A 23707-nucleotide genomic window follows, 5' to 3' on the forward strand; every position below is an offset into this window, starting at 1 on the left:
TCTATTCTTAGGTTGTACTCAAAAAGATGAGATTGCCGCGCTTCACTGCGTTACGCTCGCAATGACGCGTCCTTTCCTCGTCATTGCGAGCATAGCGAAGCAATCCCGTTTTTCGTTATTTATGCCGGCGCACAACATGATCAATGGCCAGCACATCTTTGAGCACATCTTCCAGTTGATCGATATAGAGCATATTGGGACCGTCGGACTTGGCCTCAGGCGGATTATCATGCACTTCCATAAACAGTACGTCAATACCGGCGGCGACCGCCGCGCGGGTCAGGCAGGGGACAAACTCGCGCTGACCGCCGGAACTGGTGCCGGCGCCGCCAGGCAGTTGGACGCTGTGGGTGGCATCAAACACTACCGGGTAACCCAAGGAGCGCATGATCGGCAGCGCCCGGAAATCAGCCACCAGATTATTGTAGCCGAAGGTTACGCCGCGCTCGGTAAGCAAAATGTTATTGTTGCCGGCTTCTTCGATTTTGGCAATGACGTTTTTCATGTCAAGCGGCGCCAGGAACTGGCCTTTCTTGACATTTATGACTTTGCCGGTGCGGGCCGCCTGGTAGACCAAATCGGTCTGACGGCATAAAAAAGCCGGAATTTGAATAATATCCAATACTTCGGCCGCAGGTTCGATCTGAGTAATGCAGTGGATGTCGCTCAACACCGGAACACCCAGTTCTTGTTTAATATGGGCCAGAATGCTCAGACCTTCTTTGAGGCCGGGGCCGCGGAACGAGTTGTACGACGAGCGGTTGGCTTTGTCGTAAGAAGCTTTGAAAATATAGGGTATGTTTAAGCGGTCGGCAATTGCCTTAACGGCCCGGCCAATTTTTAAGGTACGTTCAGCGCCTTCAATGACGCACGGTCCGGCAATAAGGGCTATAGGATGTTGCGCGCCTACAGTGATGTTCTGGATTTTGACTGTGTTCATGAAATTCGCCTCCTAAGTTTTGGGGTTGATAACGTTAGCAATCCGGCTTTTATTTTTTATTTTTCTGAAAATAGGCGTTGACTTTTTCCAGGTCTTCGGGAGTATCGACACCGATAGCTTTAAAATCAGTCTTTAGTACTTTAATTTTATAACCGTGCTCCAGCGCCCGCAGTTGTTCTAACGACTCGGTCAATTCGAGCGGCGTGGGTGCCAGCGCGGCATATTTAAGCAGAAAATCACGCCGGTATGCGTAAATACCAATATGCTTATACACGGGCAGCGGGCCGCCGGGCGGCTTGGTCCGGGGATAAGGCAGGAGCGAACGGGAAAAATACAACGCATAGCCGTTCAGGTTTGTGACTACTTTTACCGCACTGGGCAGATTATATTCACTCTCGTCCATTTCCGTCATGAGGGTGGCCATAGTTAACTCCGGGTCGTCATCAAACGCGCCGGCCAAGAGGTCGATGACTTCAGGGGCAATCAGCGGCTCATCTCCCTGAACATTGATCATGATATCGGCGTCAGCGTATTGGGCAGCCACCTCGGCCAGCCGGTCAGTACCTGTCGGATGGCCGGGTGAAGTCATCATGACCTGGCCGCCGAACGCTTTGACGGCGTCATATACCAGGCTATGGTCGGTGGCAACGAGAACAGCGCCTGGCCGCTTGGCCTGTTTGGCCCGTTCATAGACATGCCGGATCATTGGTTTGCCGGCAATCATGGCCAGCGGCTTGCCCGGCAGACGCGTGGACGCGTAGCGGGCAGGGATAACACAGAGAATGTTCATCGATTATGAAACCTCCATATATGGAACTTAATGCCAAATCATTCACTCACAACTTGGCCGGGTGACGTTCCTTATCATATCCATGAGTTCCTGATATCCGTCATGAAACCGGACTTCGATTGACAGCACGTACAGCGGCAGGGGCCGTTCCGAGTGAATAAATTCAGACGGAATTTTGACGGCGTCTTTGTCGGTAGTTATGAGTGCCCAAACGTTCTGATCAACGGCTTTTTGCATGATGGCTTGCATTTCAGCCATGGTATAGTCGTGGTGGTCGGGGAACCGCACGGCATCGGCGACTACTCCGCCCAAATCAATAATTGTCTGCTCAAAGGACGACGGGTTGCCAATTGCCGAAAACGGCAATACCGAGCGGCCCTCAATGGTATTAAGCGGCACAGATTCCGGGCGTACTCCTTTGTACCATTCTTCGATCTCGACAAAGCAGCGCGGTGTATGGGTGCTTTCAACCACCAGCGCCTGGTCGTTATATTTCTTTAATATATCCCTGATGGTGTGCCGGGCATCGCCTGTTGACTGGTCAACCTTTGTCAACAGAAAAGCGTTAGCCCGGCTTAGATTTTCCAGCGGTTCGCGGAGCGTGCCGCGCGGCAGCAGAAAATTGTTGCCGAAAACGTTAAGAGTATCAATAAGGACAATATCAAGGTCACGCTCTAACTGCCAATGCTGATAGCCGTCATCCAAAATCAGAACTTCGGCCTGTAGCCGCCTGACTGCATATTCCCCGGTAATTGAGCGGTTGCGTCCAATCACCACCGGCACGCCCGGCAGGCTTTTGGCCAGCAGGTAGGCTTCATCGCCGGCCTCGGTTGCACTCATATAAATCTTGCTGCCGTCAGACACCAGACCGACCGGGCCTTTCCAGCCGGCCCGGTAGCCCCGGTTAAGAATGGCCACCCGGTAACCCATATCGCGGATGATGGCTGCCAGCCGCTGCGCGGTAGGCGTCTTGCCGGTGCCGCCGACAGTAATATTCCCCAGGCTGATTACTCTGCATGGCAGTTTGTGCCGCTTAAGCAGGCCTGACCGGTATAAACCAAGTTTTATGGCCACGCCCAGACCGTAAATAAACGACATCACGCGGAGCGCGCCAAGCAGCACGGCCGCCAGCAAACCGCGTTTTTCGCCGTGTACTAATTTATATAGATATACTTCATAAGCTTCCCGTCGGTTTATCATGTGACGCTCCGCCTTTTCTGTAACATTTCTTTCAAATATAAGGCGCTTTTGCGGGACGCGCCGCGGTTTTCATTAATGGTATCAAGGGCCTTGCGCCCCATCCGGGCGCTTATTGCGGGGTTCTTTAACAAGTTAAGCATTGTGGCCGCCAGCCCGGCGCCGTCATATACGGTGGCGCAAGCGCCGCGTTCTGCCAGCAACGCATAGGTATCTTTGAAGTTAAACATGTGGGGCCCGATGAGAATGGGTTTGCCGTGGGCGGCCGGCTCCAGAATGTTGTGCCCGCCACGGGGCACAAGACTGCCCCCCACATAGACGATATCGCCAAGCCCGTAGATTTTTCCCAGTTCGCCGATGGTATCGACAATGATCATTTGCGGGTGACCGGCGCTTTCTTCACCTGACAGCCGGGTGCGCCGGACAGCGGTAAAGCCGTGTTTAGCTGCCAGCTCAACCAACTCGTCGGCCCGCAATGTATCACGCGGCGCCACAATGAATTGCGCGCCGGGAAAGCTGGCGCGCACCCGGCTAAAGGCGGAAAATAAAATCTCTTCCTCGCCCCGGTGGGTACTACCGGCTACTATCACCGGGGCGTCCTGATTGAGTCCCAGTGACCGGGCCATCATGCGCTTGTCGTCAGGACTCAGTTCGGTGTAATTCTGGTCAAACTTGGTGTTGCCGGTAACTACTACCCGCGCGGGGTCGGCGCCCAGTTTGATGATATATTTGGCATCAATGCTTGACTGCATACAGAATTTCACTACCGTGTCCAGCATATCGGCAAGCACACGTTTAAAGTAAGAGTAGCGGCTGAGGCTTTTGTCGCTTATTCTGCCGTTCACCATCATGGCCGGTATGTTGAGTGCCCTGGCCGCTTTGAGAAAATTAGGCCACAACTCGGTTTCAACCATCATAAACACCTGCGGCCTGATTTTCGCCAGGACCGAATAGCTAAGATAGGGCAAGTCCAGCGGGAAAAAAATAATACCGTCAGCCTCGGGAATGATGCGTTTGGCCATATCATAGCCGCCGGCCGTAACTACCGACACCACAATAGGCGTATCAGGCAGCTCACGCCGGATTTCTTTAACAATCGGGCTTGTGGCCACAATTTCCCCGACTGACGCGGCATGCAGCCAAATAGCATCTTTTTGCGCCACCTTAAGCAGTGTTTCTTGCGGCAGCGCCCCGAGGCTCTGCTTGAGCCGCTCACCAAAGCCTCTCTCCCTGACAAGCCGCACGGCAAATACCGGCAGGGCCAATATGAGCAGTATTACCGCCAGGATATTGTAGATAAGATACATATTGATACCTCGTTATCGAAATTCCGGAGAAACTTATGACTAACCGGGATTGCCGCGCTGCGCTCGCAATGACGGGGGGTATGGTATTGTTTCCTCTATTTGTCATTGCGAACGAATGTGAAGCAATCTCATATCTCCATTAGTTTACTTATCAGCAAACTGCACTTGATACAGTTTGCTGTATAATCCTCCCGCGGCGACTAGCTCGGCATGCGAGCCGCGTTCGATAATACGGCCTTTTTCCATAACCAGTATGACATCGGCGCGCTGTACTGTTGACAAGCGGTGGGCAATAACAAATGATGTGCGTCCCACCATGAGCTTGTCAAGCGCCTCTTGCACCAGTTTTTCGCTTTCAGTATCAAGCGCTGAAGTTGCTTCATCCAGAATGAGTACTCTGGGGTCTTTTAAAATAGCCCTGGCAATGGCGATACGCTGACGCTGGCCGCCGGACAGTTTGGAACCGCGTTCGCCGATATGAGTGTCGTAACCTTCCGGCATGGCCATAATGAATTCATGGGCGTTGGCCGCTTTGGCCGCGGCTACAACCTGGTCTTTGCCGGCTTTGAGATCGCCATATAATATATTTTCATATACCGAGCCGTTGAACAGGACGGTCTCCTGCGGCACGATACCAATCTGCTCGCGTAACGAATTTAAAGTCACGGTTTTTATGTCATGTCCGTCAATGGTAATACGCCCGCCGGCCGGGTCATAAAACCGGGGGATCAGGTTGGCAATTGTTGTTTTGCCTGCGCCGCTGGGTCCGACAATGGCAACCATCTGCCCGGGTTCGGCAGTCAACGAGACATCGACAAGCGCCGGCTCGCCCGGCTTATAGAAAAAATGAACATTTTCAAAAGCCACCCGGCCGGCAATGGCGGGCAACTCCACGGCGCCGGGCATGTCCTTGATTTCAGGCTCGGTGTCGATAACGTCAAACACGCGCTGCGCAGCCGCCAGCGCCCGTTGGATGTTGCCGTACACCCGGCTGATGCGCTTAATCGGATTGGTAATATTGACAACATAGATTAAAAAGGCGATAAGTGAGCCTGATGTCAGGTTTCCGCTGATAACCTCGCGTCCGCCGTACCAAATGATGATGGTGACGCCAATGGCCCCCAGAAACTCAATGACCGGCGTCAGAGTTGCCAATAGTTGCGCGGTTTTCATCTGGGCGCGGAAGTTGTAATAGTTTTCGCGGTTGAACCGGCTTATCTCATAATCTTCGCGGACAAACGACTTAATAACCCGCACGGCGGCAATGGTCTCCTGCAGGACTGATGTAATATCGGCGGCCCGCTCCTGCATAACGCGGCTGGCGTTCCTTAAGCGCTTGCCAAATATATTGATAGCCTTAGCCACCAGCGGCAAGGTGATAAAAGTCAGCAAGGACAGTTTCCAGTGGATGTAAAACATGGCGCCCATGGAACCGATCAGTACCACCGACTCGGTAACCATTTCAATGACATTTTCGACCATGGCATTTTGCAGTGCCGCCACATCATTAGTAATATAGCTCATGATGGCTCCGGTCTGGCGTTTTTCATAATACGACAGCGACAGCCGCTGCAAATGGCGGTATACCGCTTCCCTGATGTCAATGACTACTTTTTGTCCAATGTAGGACATCAGATAGGTTTGCCCGTAAAAGAAAATTCCCCGCAGCAAAAATACCACCACAATACCGGCGGCGATGGCATTGAGTCTGACCATGTCCTTGGCTGTCAGAACATCGTCAATGACATTCTGGATAATCCAGGGAATGTACAAATTGGCGGCTGACGCCACTAAAATACACACAATCGCAATGGCAAACTTTGGCAAATAGGGCCGCACGTAGTTCAATAGACGTAAATAAGTTTTCATTCGGTTACCTCACAATTGTATTCGGCACAGCAATCCCATTTCTTCATCCTTTTTGATGCTTGCGGGCTACTTCCAGTATAACTTCGGCCACACGCTTTACCGCGCCTGTCCGGCCTAGCTTCTCCCTGACTTCCGTCAAGCCGGTCAATACTGTTTCCCGTACCGACGGGTCGAGCAAAATTTTCAATGTTTCGGCGGCAATATTATCCGGATTGGCCTCATCCTGCAATAACTCGGGGACAATCCGCCGCCCGGCAATAATGTTTGGTAACCCGATATTGGGTATTTTGACCAGAAACTTGCCCAGGAAGTAGGTTAACGCCGCTACTTTATAAATGATTACTGTAGGTGTCCCCATTAATGAAGTTTCCAGGGTGGCTGTACCGGACGCAGCAACAGCCACATCTGCAATTCCCATCAGGTCATAGGTATGATCTGTTGTTAAATGAACAGGTATATGATGATTATCAATGATACTTTGTAAAATTTCCCGGGAAATTGTCGACGCAACCGGCAGAAAAAACTGACAGTCAGGTAGTTTTTCAAGAATTAGCCGGCAGGCATCCAGCATTACCGGCAAAAGTTTGCTGATTTCCTGCCGGCGGCTGCCGGGCATCAATAGCACCAGCGGCCGGTGGCAGTCGGCGTTGAAATGCCGGTAGGCCGCCTGTTTGGTAAGTGCCGGCTTAACGATATCAAGCAGCGGATGGCCGACAAAGGTGACATCGGCGCCGGCTTCCCGGTAGACTTCGGCTTCAAAGGGAAAAATGGCCGCAACTTTATCTACCGTCCCGGCCACGCTTTTGGCCCGGCCGCGCCGCCACGCCCACGCCGAGGGGCTGATGTACGACACTACCGGAATGCCTTTTGCTTTGGCAATTTTTGCCAGCCGCATATTGAAGTCCGGGTAGTCAATTACGACCAGGGCGTCAGGACGTTCCCGGTCCATGAGCGCGGCCAGGTTGTCCTTTAGTTCAAAGAGTTTGCCCAGATTCTTGATGACTTCTACGAAACCAATGACTCCCAGGCCGGCAATATCATAAGTAATCGTAACGCCGGCAGCTTGCATTGCCTTGCCGCCCATCCCGAAAAGTTCAATATCCGGCTGCAAAAGTTTGAGGGCGTTGGCCACACTGGCGCCATGCATGTCGCCAGACGCTTCGCCAACCGAGAGCATGATTTTCATAACGGATCCTCCGTCTCGTTTTCTACATGGCGACAATGCTGATCCCGTGGCTGTCTGCCAGTTCAATCACCTGTTTTTTATCAACCAGCAGCGTTTTTCCGGCTTCAATGGCCAGGGCGGCTGCGCCTGTTTCGATCATGGCTTTAAGGGTATCGGGACCAACGCTGGGAACATCAAAACGCATGTCCTGCTTAGGTTTGGCGGCCTTAGCCACTATAGCGCCGCCGCGGCTGAGCGCACCGCCGCGCCGGATGCAGGCATCGGTGCCTTCGATGGCTTCGACGGCCATAACGGCCCGGTTTTTGACAACCACTGTCTGTCCGATATCAAGACCGCCGATTTGGCGGGCGAGACTTAAGCCAAACTCCATGTCGGCCGTTTCGGCCGGGCTGGGCCGGCGCTTGGTAAGTACGCCGGCAGCCGGCATGAGCTGGCGGATTAGCGCCGTTTGATCCGGAACATCGATACCTTCCCCGGCAAATTCGCGCACTAAAGCCAACATAACCGTGTCGTCATTCAAGTCTTTCAGTCCTGCCAACAAGCGCTGCATGCGCCCATCAGGCCTGGCCGCGCCGCTGAACAGGTGCTCTTTAGTGACTTTGCCCAGCAGGGTAACCTGCCGGACTGCTTCGGCCTTAAGAATTTGTATAAGCTTGTCCAGTTCGCCAAGACCGGTGGTATAGAACTTGCTTGCCGCCTGCGCAAGCTCGGCGTCCACTCCCGGCGCTACGGCTATGGCTATCACGTCAAAGCCCATGCCGCGAGCGGCACGGGCAAATTCGACCGGTAACCGGCCAACACCGGCAATAAGTCCGATTGTATTCATATGGGTTCCCACCTTATGGAGCAGGCGCGGCCGGGCCGCGTCCTGCGCTATGATATAGTTACATCAGGCTGAGATTGCCACGCTGCGATGCCGGAATGCCTGACTAAGCACGATTCCAATGACTTACTGCTTCGAATACGGTCTCATAGGCAACGGCGCCCGCAATAACCGGGAAAAATCCTCTTCCTCTACCGTCATTGCGAACGTTAGTGAAGCAATCTCTATTCAGTATAGGTTTTGCCAAGCAACACCTACATATACGTTACTCGTCAGCATCCTTGCGCCCGCGGCAAATACCCCGCTCGGCATTGCGGAGAAACCGCATCATATGCTCGATTTCTTCACAGGAGTCAAGTTCTTGCTCCATAACGGCAATGGCCTGCGTCAAACTTAAGCCTGAGCGGTAGAGAATTTTATACGCTTTTTTTAAGTTGCGGCGCGCAGCCTCGCTCATGCCGGCGCGGGAAAGGCCGACATTATTGAGGCCGCATACTTTAGCCGGGTGACCGTCAACAATAACAAACGGCGGAACATCCTGGACCACTTTGGAAGCACCGCCTACCATGGCATTGCGGCCGATTTTAACAAACTGATGCACTCCGGACAAACCGCCGATAATCGCGCGGTCTTCCACCACTACGTGCCCGGCCAGCGTTGCGGCATTGGACATAATTACATTATTACCCACAACACAGTTATGAGCCACATGGGTATACGCCTGTAAGAGACAGTTGCTGCCCACGCGAGTCTCTTCGCCTTCGCCGGTGGCGCGGTTAATTGTCGCGAATTCACGGATTTTGGTGTTATCACCAATAAATACGTAACTTTTTTCCCCACGGAACTTCAAATCCTGCGGCTCGCCGCCGATTGATGCGCTCGGGTAAATAACGCAGTTTCTGCCAATACTGGTCCAGCCGTCAATAACTACGTGAGCGCCAATCTGTGTGCCGTCGCCAATAAGCACATTTTCGCCAATAACAGCGTACGGCCCGATTTCTACATCTTTACCAATGCGGGCATTGGGGTGGATGACTGCAGTTTCATGTATCTTACGTAAAGGTATTACAACCGATTCCGGTTTCATATTAAATCATCTCCCTGCTGAATTAGAACTTTATAAGCAGATGTCGTGTGTCATATATTGCTATATATATTCCGACTGAGCGGCTGAAAAATGGTAAACTAAATTTAGGCAAAATTACGCTAAACTTTCTAAAAACATAAGTTATATGAATTTAATAACCTATTTTCAGTGATTTTATCAGAATTACAGCTATTATCTAGAGGTAAGCGCAAACAAAAATTCTGCTTCGGCGACGATTTGACCGTCAACAAACGCTTCAGCCCATACTTTGCCGGCCAGGCCGCGGAGCTTAATGATTTCAGCTACCATGTAAAGCTGGTCACCGGGGACAACCGGTTTTCTGAATTTAACCCGGTCCATACCGGCAAAAAAGGCCAGCTTGCCCCGGTATTCTTCAGGATACAACATGGCCACTCCGCCAACCTGGGCCATGGCTTCCAGGATGAGCACACCGGGCATAACCGGTTTTTCCGGAAAATGCCCCATGAAAAAGTGCTCGTTCATTGTTACGTTTTTTATACCTACCGCCCGTTTCATCGGTTCAAGCTCGACAATACGGTCAACTAACAGCATGGGGTAACGGTGCGGAATAATCTCTTGAATTTCGGTTGCATTCAGAATCATCTGTAAAAACGCCTCCTCATATCAATCACATACTTGCGGCCGTTGATAAAGCTCCATCTGCGTTGTTGCCCCTCAGCCGCTTTGCTTACGTACGTCCCATGTACGCCGCGTTGCAGCGTCTTCCGGTGCGCCTAGCATCTGGAACTTTCTGAACGGCCTAGAACATTTCGGATATCTTTTTTGCCAGTGCAGTATTTAGCGCATGACTTGACTTTACGGCAATAACATGACCGGCAATGCGGCCAACCAACGCCAAATCGCCAATTACATCCAAAATTTTATGCCGGACCAGTTCATCAGGGAACCTGAGCGGCGTTAAACATTTTTCGTCATCATAGACTACCACGTTTTCCAGACTGCCGCCAAGGGCTAATCCCTGCGCTTTCAGGGCCTCGACTTCATGCATGAAGCCGATGGTACGGGCCGGTGCAATTTCTCTGGCAAAAAGCTCAGGAGTAATTTCATAGTCGCCAAACTGAACACCAAGCATGGGGTGCGGATTGGTTGAAGTAAAGGTGATGCGAAACCCGTCATAAGGCAAAACAGCGATAAATTTTTCCGGATAACGCACAGTCAGTGTTTCTTTAATGACAAGCGGCGGCCGGCGCATTTCATTCTGCCGGACAATACCTGCCGACTGAATAAGTTCAAGAAAGGGAAGGGAGCTGCCATCGGCTACCGGCGGTTCCACTGATGAGATTTCTACCAGGCAGTTATCTACACCCATGGCATAGAAGGCGGCTAAAAGATGTTCAACGGTAAAAACTTTAGCCTCACCTGACTCCAAGGTAGTTGCCCTCAAGGCATTTGTTACATTGGCCGCTTTGGCCGCTACGCGCGGCGCTCCCTCAAGGTCGGTCCGGGCAAAGACAATGCCGCTTCCAGCCGGCGCGGGGTTTAAGGCGATGGTCACGTCCCGCCCGGAGTGCAAGCCGATTCCGGTATAAGTTACGCGCGTAGCTACTGTGGTTTGGCGCTCCATTAGGTCTCCTCCTGAGTGTCTAATTCCAATTAATTCTACAAGAATTTATAACTTTCCGCAAGTATGAGTTTTAGAATTGGCCTGTTTTCACGTATCTTTATGCAATCCGTTTGCCGGCCAGGGTACGCGCACTGGTATTGAGCTGGTACTCAATAAGTTCTTTGTACTGACAGCCAACATGGGAAACCGGGTTGACAAATACCTGGCTGGGTATGCCTGACTCGACAATGGTCCCTTTTTCCATGAGGACAATGCGGTCAGCCACATGCAAGGCAAAAGCAATTTCATGGGTAACCACCAGCATGGTGGCGGCCCGGTACTTGGCCAGTTCTTCCATGACAACAAGGACTTCCCTGACCAGCATGGGGTCAAGCGACGCTGTCGGCTCGTCCCATAACATAAGTTCAGGTTCAAAAGCCAGAGCGCGGGCAATACCCACCCGCTGCTGCTGGCCGCCGGACAGCTGGCCCGGTTTACGGTCTTTCAGGTGTTCCAGCCCCACTTTAGTCAGGGCAGACATTGCTTTATCATACGCTTCCTCTTTCGACTGCCCGCCCATGACCAGGCCGAGCATAACGTTTTCAACGGCGCTAAGCCGGCTGATGAGGTTAAAATGCTGAAAAACATAACCGATACGTTTGCGTATGGCTCTGAGTTCATCATCATTTAGCTTGGTAATATCCTGGCCGTCAAACAGGATTGAGCCGCGGTCAGGTTCTATCAACCGGTTGATGGTCCGGATTGTCGTTGATTTACCGCAGCCGGACGGCCCCATAATGACTACTGTTTCACCGGGAGCCACCGCCAGGCTTAAGTTATTTACAGCCACAAGGCTGCCAAACTGTTTATAGAGATTTTGGATGTTGAGCACGCAGCTCACCCCCTTTATATTTTTGATATTCTTTATTTGAACTTTACTTTGCGTTGATTGAGCTTTTGCATGAGACCGGGACGGCCGCTCGGAATAACAATTTCCCGCATGATTTCGTCCTGCGACATGCCCAAAGCTTCACCGGCCATGACTTCTTCCCCGGCAATAGGGCTAATTTTCTCAGTATAGCCGGCTATTACCAGTCCGAGCATAGCGCCGATGAATGGCACACCGATCCACGGCAGATACGGAATACCGCCGCCGGCCAAAATAAACATGGCGGTCAGCATTACGGCGCCAACCAGCATACCATAACGGCGTTCAGGCGCGGTAAAGGTAATGGTCAACCGTTCGACAGTTTTGCGCCAGCCGGTAACAGGTACCTTTTTGCTCAGGCGTTTGCGGCGGATTACCGTCATAATGGCCGTGTGGTCAAGGCCTAAAAACAAGATGGTCAGAATGATGGCCGTCATACCGGCCAAAATGCTTTTCACTTCTTTAAGCACCTGGTACAGCTCGCCGCGGGCGTTCGGCTCAATTGCGCCGAGCGCTGTCGAGTACAGCGAAATATTATTGTGACCTACCTGGCTTTGAACAATAGGGGTCACGGCGTCAACACTGATATTGCTGGTCGTCAAAATTTGAATCCGGGCGCCGGGGATTACTTGTCCGGCAATAAACTTGTCCAGCAAATCAATGGAATGGTTGATTTCTTCGTCTTTAAGGTTTGGCGCCGAGCTTGCCAGATATTGAATCTGGGCAGTAACAAGCGGCACATTAATCTGCTCTAAAGCAGCCATCCGGTTGTTGGCATCATTCAAACCGGCCCTGGCGCCTTGAACGTCAAACGCCCGCAGAGTGCCAAGGGTGGCTTGGCCGTTGACAACAATACTGTCAATAGCCGATTTGGCCCGCCGTGCGTTGGCGGCAACATTGTCAAGCGATGCCAGGCCGGAGCTCAGATTGCCGAGGTTTTGCTGAGCGGCTGTCAGAGTGTTGATCGTCGAACCGGCATCACCGTTCACCAGGCGAAGTACTTGCATGGTATTCACCAGGCCGCCGATGCTACGGGACGAAGTATCAAGCTGGGAGCGGATACTGCTGGTGTCAATGCCGGCAAGTGCGCTGGTTGCCGCTTGAATGGTATCACCGGCCACTGCCAGACTGGATAATGTCTGTTCCATAGCGGCAACACCCGCACCGTAGTTATCAAGCGCGCCGAGCGCAACACCGCTCATGGTCTTGGCATCTTGGGCAAAGCCCGGAATCTGACCGACAAGCTTACCTGTTTCGGTAAGAGCATTGCCCAGTTCCCGGCGCGGGTTCTTGTACGCGACAGTGGCTGCTTGTCCGCCCACTACGTCTTTTTCCAGCTTATAGCCTTGGACGTTGGTTAGCTGAGAAGCGTCGCCCTGGGTAATACGGCCTGTGGCCACACCGTTAGCGTCAACTGCCGTCACTTCAACAATGACATTACCTTTATCAGGCGTTTTTCCCGCCTGCGGCGGCTGAGCCGCCGTACCTTGAAAAACGACAATATCGCCTTTAGCCAATACCGTGCCGGCAGCCGGCGTAATGGTTATTTGGGACGCATAGGCCTGCAAAAAGCGCTTAAGTTCCAGCATGGTGCTGACCATATAGGTCATGTCATCATTCTTTCCGTCGGTTGATACGTTTTGGGCATAGTTAAGACGGAGGTCTTTCTGCATTGCGTCGGCAATGGCATCACCCAGCCGTACCGGATTGGCAGGCTCGCTGCCCACCGGGAAAGTGATTTCGATGACCTGGTAGTCTTTAAGCACAGACTTAATTGCCGTATTAACCGCTGCAGATTTATCAAGCGAAGTTAATACTACGCCGATGGACGAGCCGTCACGGAAAGCAAAACGGACGCCATCCATCTGCGAGATACGCTCCATCAGCATATTTTTCGCGCCTTCCGGCACGCCGCGTACTGTCAGGCGCGGTTCGGTCATGACACCGACACTGGCGCCGCCCGGGATACTGCCAAAAATCTTGTACAGGTCTTCGTACACGTTTTTGGTTTTATATTGGTCAGGCAAGGCAATGAAAAAGTTAGACTTGCCGGTAATTGTCGGGCCTTCTTTAATTTTTGCGTCTGGAAATACTTCATTGACAATCTTGGCAATATGCACTGCGGCATCTTCTTTCATTTCTTCCCTGACTTGAATTACTATGTCAAATTCACCATAGTCACCCACAAGACTGGCCAGCGTTTTCGAAAAATAGGAGTTGGCGGCCATAGAGACCGAGCTGGCCAACAATGAACCGATCATTACACTTACCGTGATAAGAATGACAATATCACGCTGAATCGAATCTTTGAATATACCGTTAATGCTTTTTAGTATTTTTATTTTGTTTAGCAACATATCTTTCATTCACCTCTTTTCTCTTGTATATTATATACGTATATCACTTTTGTGTCCAGAAGTATATAAAAATATATCAAATTATATATACTGTGTCAAGGCAAAAAAAAAAGAGATTGCTTCACTAGCGTTCGCAATGACGATGGAGAAACGGTGTTCTCTCCGGTCATTGCGGGCACCGTTGCCTATGAGACCATATTCGAAGCAGTAAGTCATTGAATCGTGCTTAGTTAGGCATTACGGCATCGTAGCGTGGCAATCTCTCTTTTAGCTTAAGCCTTCTTTTCAGGCGGTGTTGTCTTCCAGCGGTTGTGCAGCCAGAACCATTCGTGCGGATATTGTCTGATATGGTCCTCAATGATTCGCGTCAAATGCCGGGTGGTCGTATAGATGTCATAGTCGCGGTCAGCCGTTTTGTCAACCATGACCGGCGGATGAATGATTACTGTGTGAGTACCGTCAGGATTGGCGGTAATAAAGGCCGGGATTATCGGCGCGTCATTGAGGCGGGCCAGCGCGGCGGCCCCCTGCGGCGTGGAAGCCAGGCGGCCGAAGAATTCAACAAATACCCCTTGACTATGATTATCCTGGTCCATCAATAAGCCGATAATTTTGCCTGCTCCAAGCAGTTTGACCATTTCCCTGACTCCCTGCTTGTAGGTGACATGCATACCGGCCCGGGTACGGTATTCATTAATGAATTTGTCCATGGCGGGATTGGTCTGCCGCTGGACAACGGCTACCAGCGGATATCCGTGCATGGCCAGAGCAGCGCCGAGGAGTTCCCAGTTGCCGCTGTGCGCTGTGGCCAGGACTGCGCCCCGTCCCATTTTAAGCGCGGCGTCAAGGTGCTCGCGCCCTTTAAGCGTAACATACTGCCCAATATTAGCTTTATTGAGCTTTGGCATATACAGTACTTCCATAAACATGGGCCCGAACCGCACTCCGCTTGCCTTGGCGATTGCAGACGCCCGGCACTCGTCGATGCCAAGGCTGCGGCTGATGTTGCTTATGGCCATATTGCGGCGTTTAGCAGGCACCAGGGGCCAGCACAGGCTGCCGATAAGACAGCCCAGTCCCCGCCGCAGGCTTGCCGGCAACAGGCACACCAGCCTGCTCAGACATTTCACCAAGTAGTATTGCATACCCTACTCCTAATATGTGTAGCTTATACCAAAGTAAGTTTCGCTGTGGCGCCAGCCGGCGTCAAGTTTAAGACCGGGGACGATCGACATACGGGCTCCGTAGTTCATGCGATCGCCGTCCCACTCAGCAATGAATGTGGTAGCGGGAAATGCGTTATTACCGGTAATAATACCTACAGGATTAATGGTCTTTTCCAGTGATGCAAATACACCGTCATACCGGCCGTTGCCTACGCCGGCATGAATACGGAAGCCAAACGGCAGCGCTTTGCTGGCAGCAGCATAATAGGTGCGCTTGTCCAAGTTTGCCGCATCTTCAACCCCGATAGCCAGTCCCGGGGTCAGAACGGTTTCCGGCAGCAGACCGTATTTAGCATTGAGGTAGGTGTGGTTGTCCCGGTTACTGTCGCTGTCGTAACGGAATCCGGCCACGCCGATTTCCAGTTTGCCGGTCAGGTTCATGTTAAAGGTGCCGACCCCGCCGTCTTTCAGGTGATGATAACCGAGCGAGAACTGACCCTCCTGCAGAACATCGGCCGAGGGAGTGTTGATAAGGCCTGTTGAGCCGTTGATTGAAGGTGCGGCATACACCGGCGCAGCAGCCAGTAAAAGGGCCACAACGGCCATAATCGTCTTGTTCATGGTATCTCTCCTAACTAGAAGTATAGTTTTGGGGTTATGAATGTATATGTATTCCCCGCCGGGCACAAAAATCCTCCCTGCCCGGCACAAGTAATTTGTGGGCAAAGCGGACGGGATTTCCGCATAAAACGAGGTATCCGCACGTGGATACCTCGTTGCATTACTTATTTTCCAGTTCGCCCAGCCGGCGTTCAAGATCGCGTATTTTTTTTATGAGTTCGGGAAGCCTGCCGATTGCGGCTTCGGAGCGCAACCATTCTTTGTGCGGCCTGGCCGGAAAACCGGCATAGAAGGAATTAGGCGGAATATCGTTGATGGGCGCCGATCTGGCGGCAAAAACACAGTTGTCGCCAATGGTCAGATGTCCGGCACTGCCTGATTGACCGGCAAAGGTTACGTTGTTGCCGATTTTAGCGCTGCCGGCAATCCCTGTCTGAGCTACAAGGTAGCAGTTTTCGCCCACTACGACGTTGTGAGCCAAGTGTACAAGGTTGTCAATCTTAGTCCCCTGCTTAACTACCGTGCTGCCGGTAGTAGCCCGGTCAAGGCACGTGTTGGCGCCGATTTCAACATCATCTTCAATGATAACATTGCCGACTTGCGGCACTTTCCGGTGTTTGCCGTTCACCGTGATAAACCCAAAGCCGTCACTGCCAATCACGGCGCCGCTGTGAATAATGACCCGGCTGCCAATATGACAATCCTCCCTGACAGTAACATTGGGATAAATAAGGGTATCATGGCCGACAATGACATCACGGCCGATATAAGTATGGGGATAAATGACCGTATTATCGCCAATTGAAGCATTATCATCAATTACAGTATGAGCCATGACGGCAACGTTAGCCCCCAGTCTGGCCGTATGGCTTACCACCGCCGTGGGGTGAACACCTGGTGAAACATTATGCCGGGGAGTAAACAGGATTAGTAAAGTGGTAAAGGCCATCCGGGGATTGGCCACCCGGATAGCCGGTTTGGAAAATGTTTCAACTGTGTCGGGAATGATTACTGCGGCGGCCGAGCATTGGGCCGCTTTGTCAAGATGCGGCGGCACAGCAAAAGTAATATCGCCCGGACCGGCGTCATCAATGTTCGTGACGCCGGTAACTTCAATACCGGCAGGGCCGGTTACCGTACCGTCAACCAGGGCGGCAATTTCAGCTAATGTCTTCTTCACCTGAAGCCTCCTGATTCTTTTATTGCATTTTCTTAATTACATCGTCGGTTACGTCAGTGCCGCCCTGGGCTACACTGTTCTTATACAGCACAACGCCAAGCTTCTTTTCTTTGCTTACCTGCTCAATGGCTTGCTTGATGCTGCTGTCAATCTGACCTTCCAGGTCTTGCTTGACCTTAAGAAATTCGCTATAGGCAGCTTCCTGACGTTTCTGGAATTCTTCCTGCTTAAGGTTCGGCTTGTCTTTTTCCAATTGGTCGCTCAATTCTTTGCCTTTGGCATTCAATTGGTCCTGAAATTGCTTAACTTTGGGACTTTCGGCCATAACCCGGTTTACGTCAAGAACGCCGATAGCGGCCGCGCCGGTGTTGCATCCGGCCAAAATCAAACTTGCGGCAAAAACCAATACTAATACCAATGCCATTCTAACTTGTTTATTCACCACTGAATCCTCCAATCTTTGGGAACCTTGAGATCGTGAAGCAATCTCTCCTGCGCGCTCCCGGTATCGCAATGTTGCTCATAGTATGCGCAGCTATTTATTTCTTAAACGCGGCAATAACCGGGTCGGTAATATCTACTGCACTCACATTAACTTTATAGCCTGTCAGTACGGCCGCCAACCGGCGCTCGACAGCAACTTTGGCGGCTTTGTCCCGGATATCGTTCAAAATATATTCTTCAAGAACGTTAATCTCCTGCTGTTTCATGGCAAGCTCTTGCTCAAGGCTGTTAGCAGACGCAGTCGGCGGCGGGGCCGGCGGCGCCGCCCCGGCAGCCATTGCGGCTGACTGGGCAGCCATTTTATTATTAAGCTCGGCATTGAGCTGTTTGGCATATGCGGCAAGTTCTTGCTCGATAGCGGCTTTTTCGGGGTTTAACGCGTTATCCAGGTTCTGAGCCAGTTCTTTCTCCCGTGCCGCCAGCTTATCGGCGCGTTCGGCTTTTACATTGTCAATCTCTTGTTTTATGGCGGCGGCTTCTTTTTCGTCCATACGGACAGTTTGCAGTTTCAGCTGCAGGTTGAAAATTCGGGGTTGGTACTTTTTGTCAAGTTGTTCCGCATAAGCCTGAAGCTCGGAGGAAAGTTCACCATGTATCTTTTGGGCTTTGGCAGCAAGGCGGGCCTGAAGTTCTTGCTGTTTTGCCGCCATCTTGGCGTTATATTCCTGTTCAATTGCCTGCTTAAGCCCGTCAGGCGCAGTTCCCGGCATATTGAGCGCCGGCAGCGACTGAGCGGCGCCAGCTGTCCGGTTTGCCTCAACTGCCAGTTGTTCATTCAAAGTGGCAGCCTGTTGCTTAAGTTTTTGCCATTCCTGATACTTAGGATGGGCCTTGATTGCTTTGTCCATATCAATGACGCCTGCCTGTGGCGTTGCGGGCGGTTTGGTTTCAGGTATCGAACGGGCAGCACAGCCTGTCAGGAGGACAGAGCTAAGGACCAGGATTGCCAGAAACCTTGGTGTTGCTTTGGAAGTAAACACCAAATCACCCTCTCTAGTGCTAAAGTACGGCTTAAGGTTTAGAGCCGAGCACAGACTAAACCGGCTCGGCCCAACATTACACCGGGAATGTTTAATTATTTAGCGGTAAGTTTTTTCAGAACGTCGTCGGTGATATCCTGGCCGCCATAGACGATGTTATTGACATCAAGTACTACGGCAAGGCCTTTGGCGTCGGCAACAGCTTTGACGGCAGCGTCAATTTTGTCAAAAATCGGAGCTTTGAGCTCTTGTTCTTTGAGCGACAGACGCTCGCGCAGTTGATTGCTATAATCTTGTTTTTCTTTATCGTTCATGGTCTTGGACTTTTCATCAAAGTCTTTTTGGGCTTGGGCCACTTCGTTTTGCATAGTTTCTTTGAATTTACTAAATTCCGGGCTTTCGTTAATTAACCGCTGGTAATTTACTTTGCCGATATTGGACGCAGTGCCGGCGCCGGCGGCATAGCCTTTGCCGCTTTGTGAAAGGGCAAGACCAAATACTCCCAGCAAGAATACTGCTACTACGGCAATAGCAACATTTTTGGCAAATTTTTTGTTTTTAAACACTTTTTACCCTTCTTTCCTGCCATTTGGCAATAAAATTCTCCTCCATCTACCAATTATAACAGGCAGTCCCCTATTCTTCAATAGAGGCTGCCGTAAAAGCCCCCGGCAGTAATTACAGATTGGCTATCAGCCTGAGCCAGTTTTCTTTTTTATTAACGACATATTCAGCGCTAAGGAAATCATGCATCTTATATCTTACGCCGAATTCGTTGTAGTTGGTTTTAGGCGTACGCTCAAGCCGGATGGTCCAGTTGGCGCCGGCGTACTTGTTAAACCATAATGTGCTTTGTCCTCCGGAAAAGTCATACCGTATACCGGCGGCCGTTGTTTCACTCAGCTTGCGCCCCCAGCCTGGTTCGAACTTCCAGGTGAAACTGGAGGGAATAAGGCTGACTTCCAGGAAAACTTCATCCCGTTTGCCAACAAACTGGCCCACATGAAGTTTAGCCGAAGTATTGTCCTCGTTACGGCCGACATCCAAATTGCCTTCTAAGCTGACCCGGTATTTGTCGGTCTCGATATCCAGGGTTATCCCGGTTTCGGTCCCCGGAACAATAACCGGGGTGAGGGTCAGGCCATATTTGCTGGCCAGCGGGTGGCTGGCGGCGGCGGAAGATATTTTTTCGGTAAAATAGTCTTGATGCCGTTCAACAAACGCCACCGGCAGACCGCGCAGCATACCGGCCGCTTCTTTGACGGCAGGGCCGGCCTCAGCTAGGAGAACGTTGGGAATGGTGCGGGACCGTAAAGCCACACTAACGTCCTGAACAACCGGCCCGGAAGGAACGAGCGACAGTTTTACGGCAGTGCGCTCGCCGGCGGTAATTTCCAGATTACTGCGAAACTCCGGCAACCGGCCGGACAACATTTCGCGGATGACGGCTTTGGACACGCCACCGGCCCATTCCACCGAATCAACCGGCAAGCCGATGAGCACATTGCCAATCTGCTCTTCCACGTTGCCCATATCTTTTTTTATCAGGGCAGCCAGCTCGGGGGACAAGCCGCTTATATCCACTTCCAGGGAAACATCGCGCACGACATCGCCCCACGGCGTTACGGCAACCTGAATATGGGTTGTTGCTCCCGGGATGATTGTGACTTGGGTAACTGAATAACCGATAAGCACCCGGTCAAAAATTTCCCGCACCAGTTTTTCATAACCGGCCTGGTTCATAGTTACATCTTCAACCGTCCGGCCCATGAGCATTTGTTCCCCGACGGTGGTGACACTTGCTGTCATCCGCTTGGCAATTTTGTCCGGCGGCGGCGCGGCAGCAGTCACGCTTGCCGTGATTTTATCGACTGTCCCGGACGCGGCATAACCGGCTCCCGGCAATGCTCCCGCCAGACAGAGTACCAGGATCAGGTACAAAGTTATGCGCAGCTGTTTCAGCTTAATGTCCCGCACCTCCTTTTACGAAATGAGTCAGGCCGTACAGCCTGACTCATTGGCAAATCTGTGATTAGAACTGACCGCCAAAGCTGAAGTGGGTACGGCCACCCTCGTCGCCTTTGGCATAGTCGATACGAATGGGTCCTATCGGCGTTGTTACGCGAATACCGACGCCAACGCTGGCTTTAAGGTCATTAAGCTTGTACCCTTCGCCGTCCCAGGCATTACCAATGTCGGAGAAAACTACCCCCTGGACTTTGTTAGCCACCGGAAAACGGTATTCAGCAGACGCAGTTAGCGTTTTATCGCCTTTAAATTCATCGTCTTTATAGCCGCGGAGCGTATCGGCGCCGCCGGCGGCAAACTGGCCGGCCTCAGGCATATTGCCGTCAGCGTAACCAGCCACCAGACGGGCGGCAATGACCTGATCATGGCCGACTTTATAGTATTTGCGGCCTTCCAGGGTATATTTGTTGTAATCGAAGTCGCCGCCCAGCGATTTGCCGGCAAACTCGGCCGCCAGTGATACACGGGTTCCTTCGGTCGGGTTGAAAACATTGTCACGCGAGTCGAATACCCGCGTCAGCGTAATGCTGCGAGTCAAGCCAAAGTTATCTTTGAGATACTGTTTGCTCGCGTCGGTTCCGTCCGAAAGGTTTCTGTTGCCGTCAACATGCTCAACATAAGTGTCCCGGCGGTTTTTGAAGGTGATATAGTTTTGAACATATTCACCTTCGGGACGGCCAAGGGTTACGTCAAAGCCTTGCCGCTTTTTATCATAGCTTTCTTCCAGATTGCCGTTTCTGTCGTAATCGCTGTATTGATTGGTCATGTTGTAAACACTGAAGCTCAGTGAAGTTTGTTTGTCGTCCAGCCATGGTTTGGTATAGCTTACTTCATAGTTTTTGTTGCTGGCGCCGCCAAACTCCCAGTGCAGCTTGACTTTGTCGCCGCTGCCCCTGAAGTTGTTGTCGCCAAGTTCAATGATACCCACAAGCCCGTCGGCTTTGCTGTAGCCGCCGCCGATGGAGAAGGTGCCGGTTTTTTGCTCAACCACATCTGCTTGCAAAACAACGGCATTAGGCTCTTTGCCGGGATTGAGCTTCATGTTCACGTCTTCGAAGAAACCAAGGTTGTACACTCTTTGCATACTCCGGCGGGCATCTTTAACATTAAACGGTTCACCTGGTTTAACTTTCATTTCGCGGGTAATAACCTCGGTCTTGGTCTTCTCGTTCCCTTTGATAACAATACCTTCAAGCGAACCTTCGTTAATGGAAAGAGTCAGCACGCCGCCCGGACTCATGGCTACATCGCTTACTTTGGCCAGGATATACCCCTGGTCGTGGTAATACTGCTCAATGGCGCGGACGTTGGCATTAAGTGTCCGGGTGTTCAAGACACCGCCCTTGCCGGTTGTGACCAGTTCTTTAATCTTGTCAGCAGAAACTTTGGTGTTGCCTTTGACAACAATGTCGGTTAACTGCGGGTTTTCCATAACGGTGTATACTACTTTGACGCCTTCAGGCACTTCCGTGAAGTTGGCGACAACGTCAAAAAAGTAGCCTAAATCATAAATGGCTTGCAGGTCTTGTTTGACTTTGTCGGCTGTCAGAGTATCGCCGGGCTGGAGTTTGACCACGCCCATGACGGTGCTTTCAGCAACCTGATTAACGCCGGTAACTGTTATGGCAGTAACCGTTTTGCCTTCGATATCTGCCGCATAAGCAGGCATTACTAAACTTACAGCCATGCTTAAAACAATCGCGGCAATGACAAAAATCTTGCAGCGTTCAACGGTCTTCATATTACCTCCTTATTAACTTGTTACTGGCCGCGCAATGATTTTCCGGCTGAACGGATAAGCTTGTTAATCTCATCGGTTGTCAGGGGTACATCTTTGCTTTGGTCGGCTGTAGAAGAGGACTTGGGTTGTTCAGACGGCTCGGGCAGCCGGGAATGCCGCACCGGCTGCTGATATACGGCAGGCTCGGTGTGAGCGGCCGCCGGCCGGCCGGCAACCGGTTGAGCCGGCGCCATAGGCTCTGTTGCCGGATTTATTGATCCGGCAACAGAGCTTGCCTGTTTTACACTAGTCTCAGCCAGTGGGGCCAACTGCGCAGCTTGCGGCGTTGGCTGAACATTGTGGCGGCTAACCCCCCACCAGTAACTGACGCCCATCCCGCCGACGGCTACGGCAAGCGCCAGGCCAAAAGCCAAACCATGCCGGAGTGCCGGATATTTGTAGCGCCAATGCTGGGAACGGTTGACTTCCCGGGCATGCGTCAGTTCAGCCTGAGCTAAAAACAAATTTAACTCACCGCGAATATCCCTGTTTTTATCAAAATCCTGTTCAGCTTGGGAAAGCCACTGTTGAGCCGAATTTAGATGCCGGTTAATGTTTTGTTTGCAATCCGCCACATTCACCACCCCTATTATAAACATTAAATATAATCCTGGGAAGAGGCCAGATTCTGGTCACTAGCCAACAAGCGGAAACGGGCAAATACTGTGATTAGCCCGTTTATGCTTAAAATTTCGACTTGTTTTTACTAAATATCTAAGTTTTTCACCAGTTGCCCATTAGTTTGGACAACATGCCCCGCAACCGGCGAATGCCTTGTTTTTGCAAGCGGTAGATGTGCGACACGCTTAGTTCCATAGTTGCCGCTAATTCCTTGGGTTCGCAATCGTTTAGATACACGCCGTTTAAGACCTGCTGTTCCTTGGCCGGCAGCCGTTCCATTGCCGTCCGGAGTTGTTCGACAAGATAATTGTGTTCGGCTTGAGCAGCCACTTCGGCCTGCGCATCGACCAACAGGTCGGCAATTGTCGCCTGACTGCTGCCGGCAGTAAGCGGGCTGTCAATGCGCAGGAGGCTGTCATCCTCGCGCGCCAGGTGGTTCATGATCCGGCCCCGGATGCGGTGCACGGCAAACAGGCTGAACGCCACGCCGCGGGTGTGGTCATAGCTTTCTACAGCCTCGATCAGTCCGACTGTGCCTTCCTGGATAATATCCAGCATGACGGTTTCAGGCAGGCGCCAGCGCATGACAGTTTTAAAAACCAGTGGCTGATAGCTTTCGATGAGGCGGCGGCGGCACTCCAGGTCGCCATTTTCTTTATATCCCTGCCAGAGCATGATTTCTTCCTCACGCGTCAACATGCGGATATTTTTCAATTCAGCCAAATATTGACTTAGGATCATTCGGATATCAGTCCTTT

The 23707-nt window shown here is 51.6% G+C and carries 22 protein-coding genes; all 22 read right to left on the reverse strand.

Going from position 1 to position 23707, the window contains the following annotated elements; genetic code table 11:
• Nucleotides 1-115 precede the first annotated feature (115 nt).
• A complete protein-coding gene (gene kdsA, locus SCACP_RS16550; RefSeq protein WP_425058586.1) occupies nt 116-940 on the reverse strand; it encodes a 3-deoxy-8-phosphooctulonate synthase in 825 nt (274 codons plus the stop codon).
• 49 nt (nt 941-989) lie between these two features.
• Nucleotides 990-1730, reverse strand: coding sequence for a 3-deoxy-manno-octulosonate cytidylyltransferase (gene kdsB, locus SCACP_RS16555; RefSeq protein ID WP_425058587.1), 741 nt, complete (start codon nt 1728-1730; stop codon nt 990-992).
• Between the two features lie 42 nt (nt 1731-1772).
• On the reverse strand, nt 1773-2930 hold the full coding sequence (gene lpxK / locus SCACP_RS16560; RefSeq protein WP_425058588.1) for a tetraacyldisaccharide 4'-kinase: 1158 nt from the start codon (nt 2928-2930) through the stop codon (nt 1773-1775).
• Nucleotides 2927-4234: a 3-deoxy-D-manno-octulosonic acid transferase gene (locus SCACP_RS16565; protein WP_425058589.1), complete on the reverse strand. Its 1308-nt coding sequence runs from the start codon at nt 4232-4234 to the stop codon at nt 2927-2929. The genes lpxK and SCACP_RS16565 overlap by 4 nt, the downstream gene beginning before the upstream one ends.
• Nucleotides 4235-4378: 144 nt before the next feature.
• A complete protein-coding gene (locus SCACP_RS16570) occupies nt 4379-6103 on the reverse strand; it encodes an ABC transporter ATP-binding protein (protein ID WP_425058590.1) in 1725 nt (574 codons plus the stop codon).
• A 43-nt stretch (nt 6104-6146) separates the two neighbouring features.
• Nucleotides 6147-7289, reverse strand: a complete 1143-nt coding sequence (lpxB, locus tag SCACP_RS16575; protein ID WP_425058591.1) for a lipid-A-disaccharide synthase — start codon at nt 7287-7289, stop codon at nt 6147-6149.
• A 22-nt stretch (nt 7290-7311) separates the two neighbouring features.
• Nucleotides 7312-8115, reverse strand: a complete 804-nt coding sequence (locus SCACP_RS16580) for an LpxI family protein (RefSeq protein ID WP_425058592.1) — start codon at nt 8113-8115, stop codon at nt 7312-7314.
• A 262-nt stretch (nt 8116-8377) separates the two neighbouring features.
• Nucleotides 8378-9199: an acyl-ACP--UDP-N-acetylglucosamine O-acyltransferase gene (gene lpxA / locus SCACP_RS16585; protein ID WP_425058593.1), complete on the reverse strand. Its 822-nt coding sequence runs from the start codon at nt 9197-9199 to the stop codon at nt 8378-8380.
• 192 nt (nt 9200-9391) lie between these two features.
• Entirely contained in the window at nt 9392-9823 is a 432-nt protein-coding gene (fabZ, locus tag SCACP_RS16590; protein ID WP_425058594.1) for a 3-hydroxyacyl-ACP dehydratase FabZ, read from the reverse strand.
• Nucleotides 9824-9980: 157 nt separating this feature from the next.
• On the reverse strand, nt 9981-10805 hold the full coding sequence (gene lpxC / locus SCACP_RS16595; protein WP_425058595.1) for a UDP-3-O-acyl-N-acetylglucosamine deacetylase: 825 nt from the start codon (nt 10803-10805) through the stop codon (nt 9981-9983).
• A gap of 97 nt (nt 10806-10902) precedes the next feature.
• On the reverse strand, nt 10903-11676 hold the full coding sequence (locus SCACP_RS16600) for an amino acid ABC transporter ATP-binding protein (RefSeq protein WP_425058596.1): 774 nt from the start codon (nt 11674-11676) through the stop codon (nt 10903-10905).
• A gap of 32 nt (nt 11677-11708) precedes the next feature.
• On the reverse strand, nt 11709-14069 hold the full coding sequence (locus SCACP_RS16605; RefSeq protein WP_425058597.1) for a hypothetical protein: 2361 nt from the start codon (nt 14067-14069) through the stop codon (nt 11709-11711).
• Between the two features lie 272 nt (nt 14070-14341).
• A complete protein-coding gene (locus tag SCACP_RS16610; RefSeq protein WP_425058598.1) occupies nt 14342-15214 on the reverse strand; it encodes a lysophospholipid acyltransferase family protein in 873 nt (290 codons plus the stop codon).
• 9 nt (nt 15215-15223) lie between these two features.
• Nucleotides 15224-15856 carry a YjbH domain-containing protein gene (locus tag SCACP_RS16615; RefSeq protein WP_425058599.1) on the reverse strand — a complete coding sequence of 211 codons (633 nt, stop codon included), beginning with the start codon at nt 15854-15856 and terminating at the stop codon, nt 15224-15226.
• 160 nt (nt 15857-16016) lie between these two features.
• Complete coding sequence (gene lpxD / locus SCACP_RS16620; protein WP_425058600.1) at nt 16017-17036, reverse strand: UDP-3-O-(3-hydroxymyristoyl)glucosamine N-acyltransferase; 1020 nt, start codon at nt 17034-17036, stop codon at nt 16017-16019.
• Between the two features lie 19 nt (nt 17037-17055).
• Nucleotides 17056-17478, reverse strand: a complete 423-nt coding sequence (locus tag SCACP_RS16625) for an OmpH family outer membrane protein (RefSeq protein WP_425058601.1) — start codon at nt 17476-17478, stop codon at nt 17056-17058.
• 97 nt (nt 17479-17575) lie between these two features.
• Nucleotides 17576-18520 carry a hypothetical protein gene (locus SCACP_RS16630; RefSeq protein ID WP_425058602.1) on the reverse strand — a complete coding sequence of 315 codons (945 nt, stop codon included), beginning with the start codon at nt 18518-18520 and terminating at the stop codon, nt 17576-17578.
• A 95-nt stretch (nt 18521-18615) separates the two neighbouring features.
• Complete coding sequence (locus tag SCACP_RS16635; protein ID WP_425058603.1) at nt 18616-19086, reverse strand: OmpH family outer membrane protein; 471 nt, start codon at nt 19084-19086, stop codon at nt 18616-18618.
• 112 nt (nt 19087-19198) lie between these two features.
• Nucleotides 19199-20497 (reverse strand): hypothetical protein, encoded by a 1299-nt coding sequence (locus SCACP_RS16640; protein ID WP_425058604.1) that lies wholly within the window; start codon nt 20495-20497, stop codon nt 19199-19201.
• Nucleotides 20498-20552: 55 nt separating this feature from the next.
• Nucleotides 20553-22289 (reverse strand): BamA/OMP85 family outer membrane protein, encoded by a 1737-nt coding sequence (locus SCACP_RS16645; RefSeq protein WP_425058605.1) that lies wholly within the window; start codon nt 22287-22289, stop codon nt 20553-20555.
• A gap of 20 nt (nt 22290-22309) precedes the next feature.
• Entirely contained in the window at nt 22310-22903 is a 594-nt protein-coding gene (locus tag SCACP_RS16650) for a hypothetical protein (RefSeq protein ID WP_425058606.1), read from the reverse strand.
• A gap of 148 nt (nt 22904-23051) precedes the next feature.
• Nucleotides 23052-23690 carry a sigma-70 family RNA polymerase sigma factor gene (locus tag SCACP_RS16655; RefSeq protein WP_425058607.1) on the reverse strand — a complete coding sequence of 213 codons (639 nt, stop codon included), beginning with the start codon at nt 23688-23690 and terminating at the stop codon, nt 23052-23054.
• Between the last annotated feature and the right edge of the window lie 17 nt (nt 23691-23707).

It is taken from the genome of Sporomusaceae bacterium ACPt (genome assembly GCA_041428575.1).
GTDB lineage: Bacteria > Bacillota > Negativicutes > Sporomusales > Sporomusaceae > Sporomusa_D > Sporomusa_D carbonis.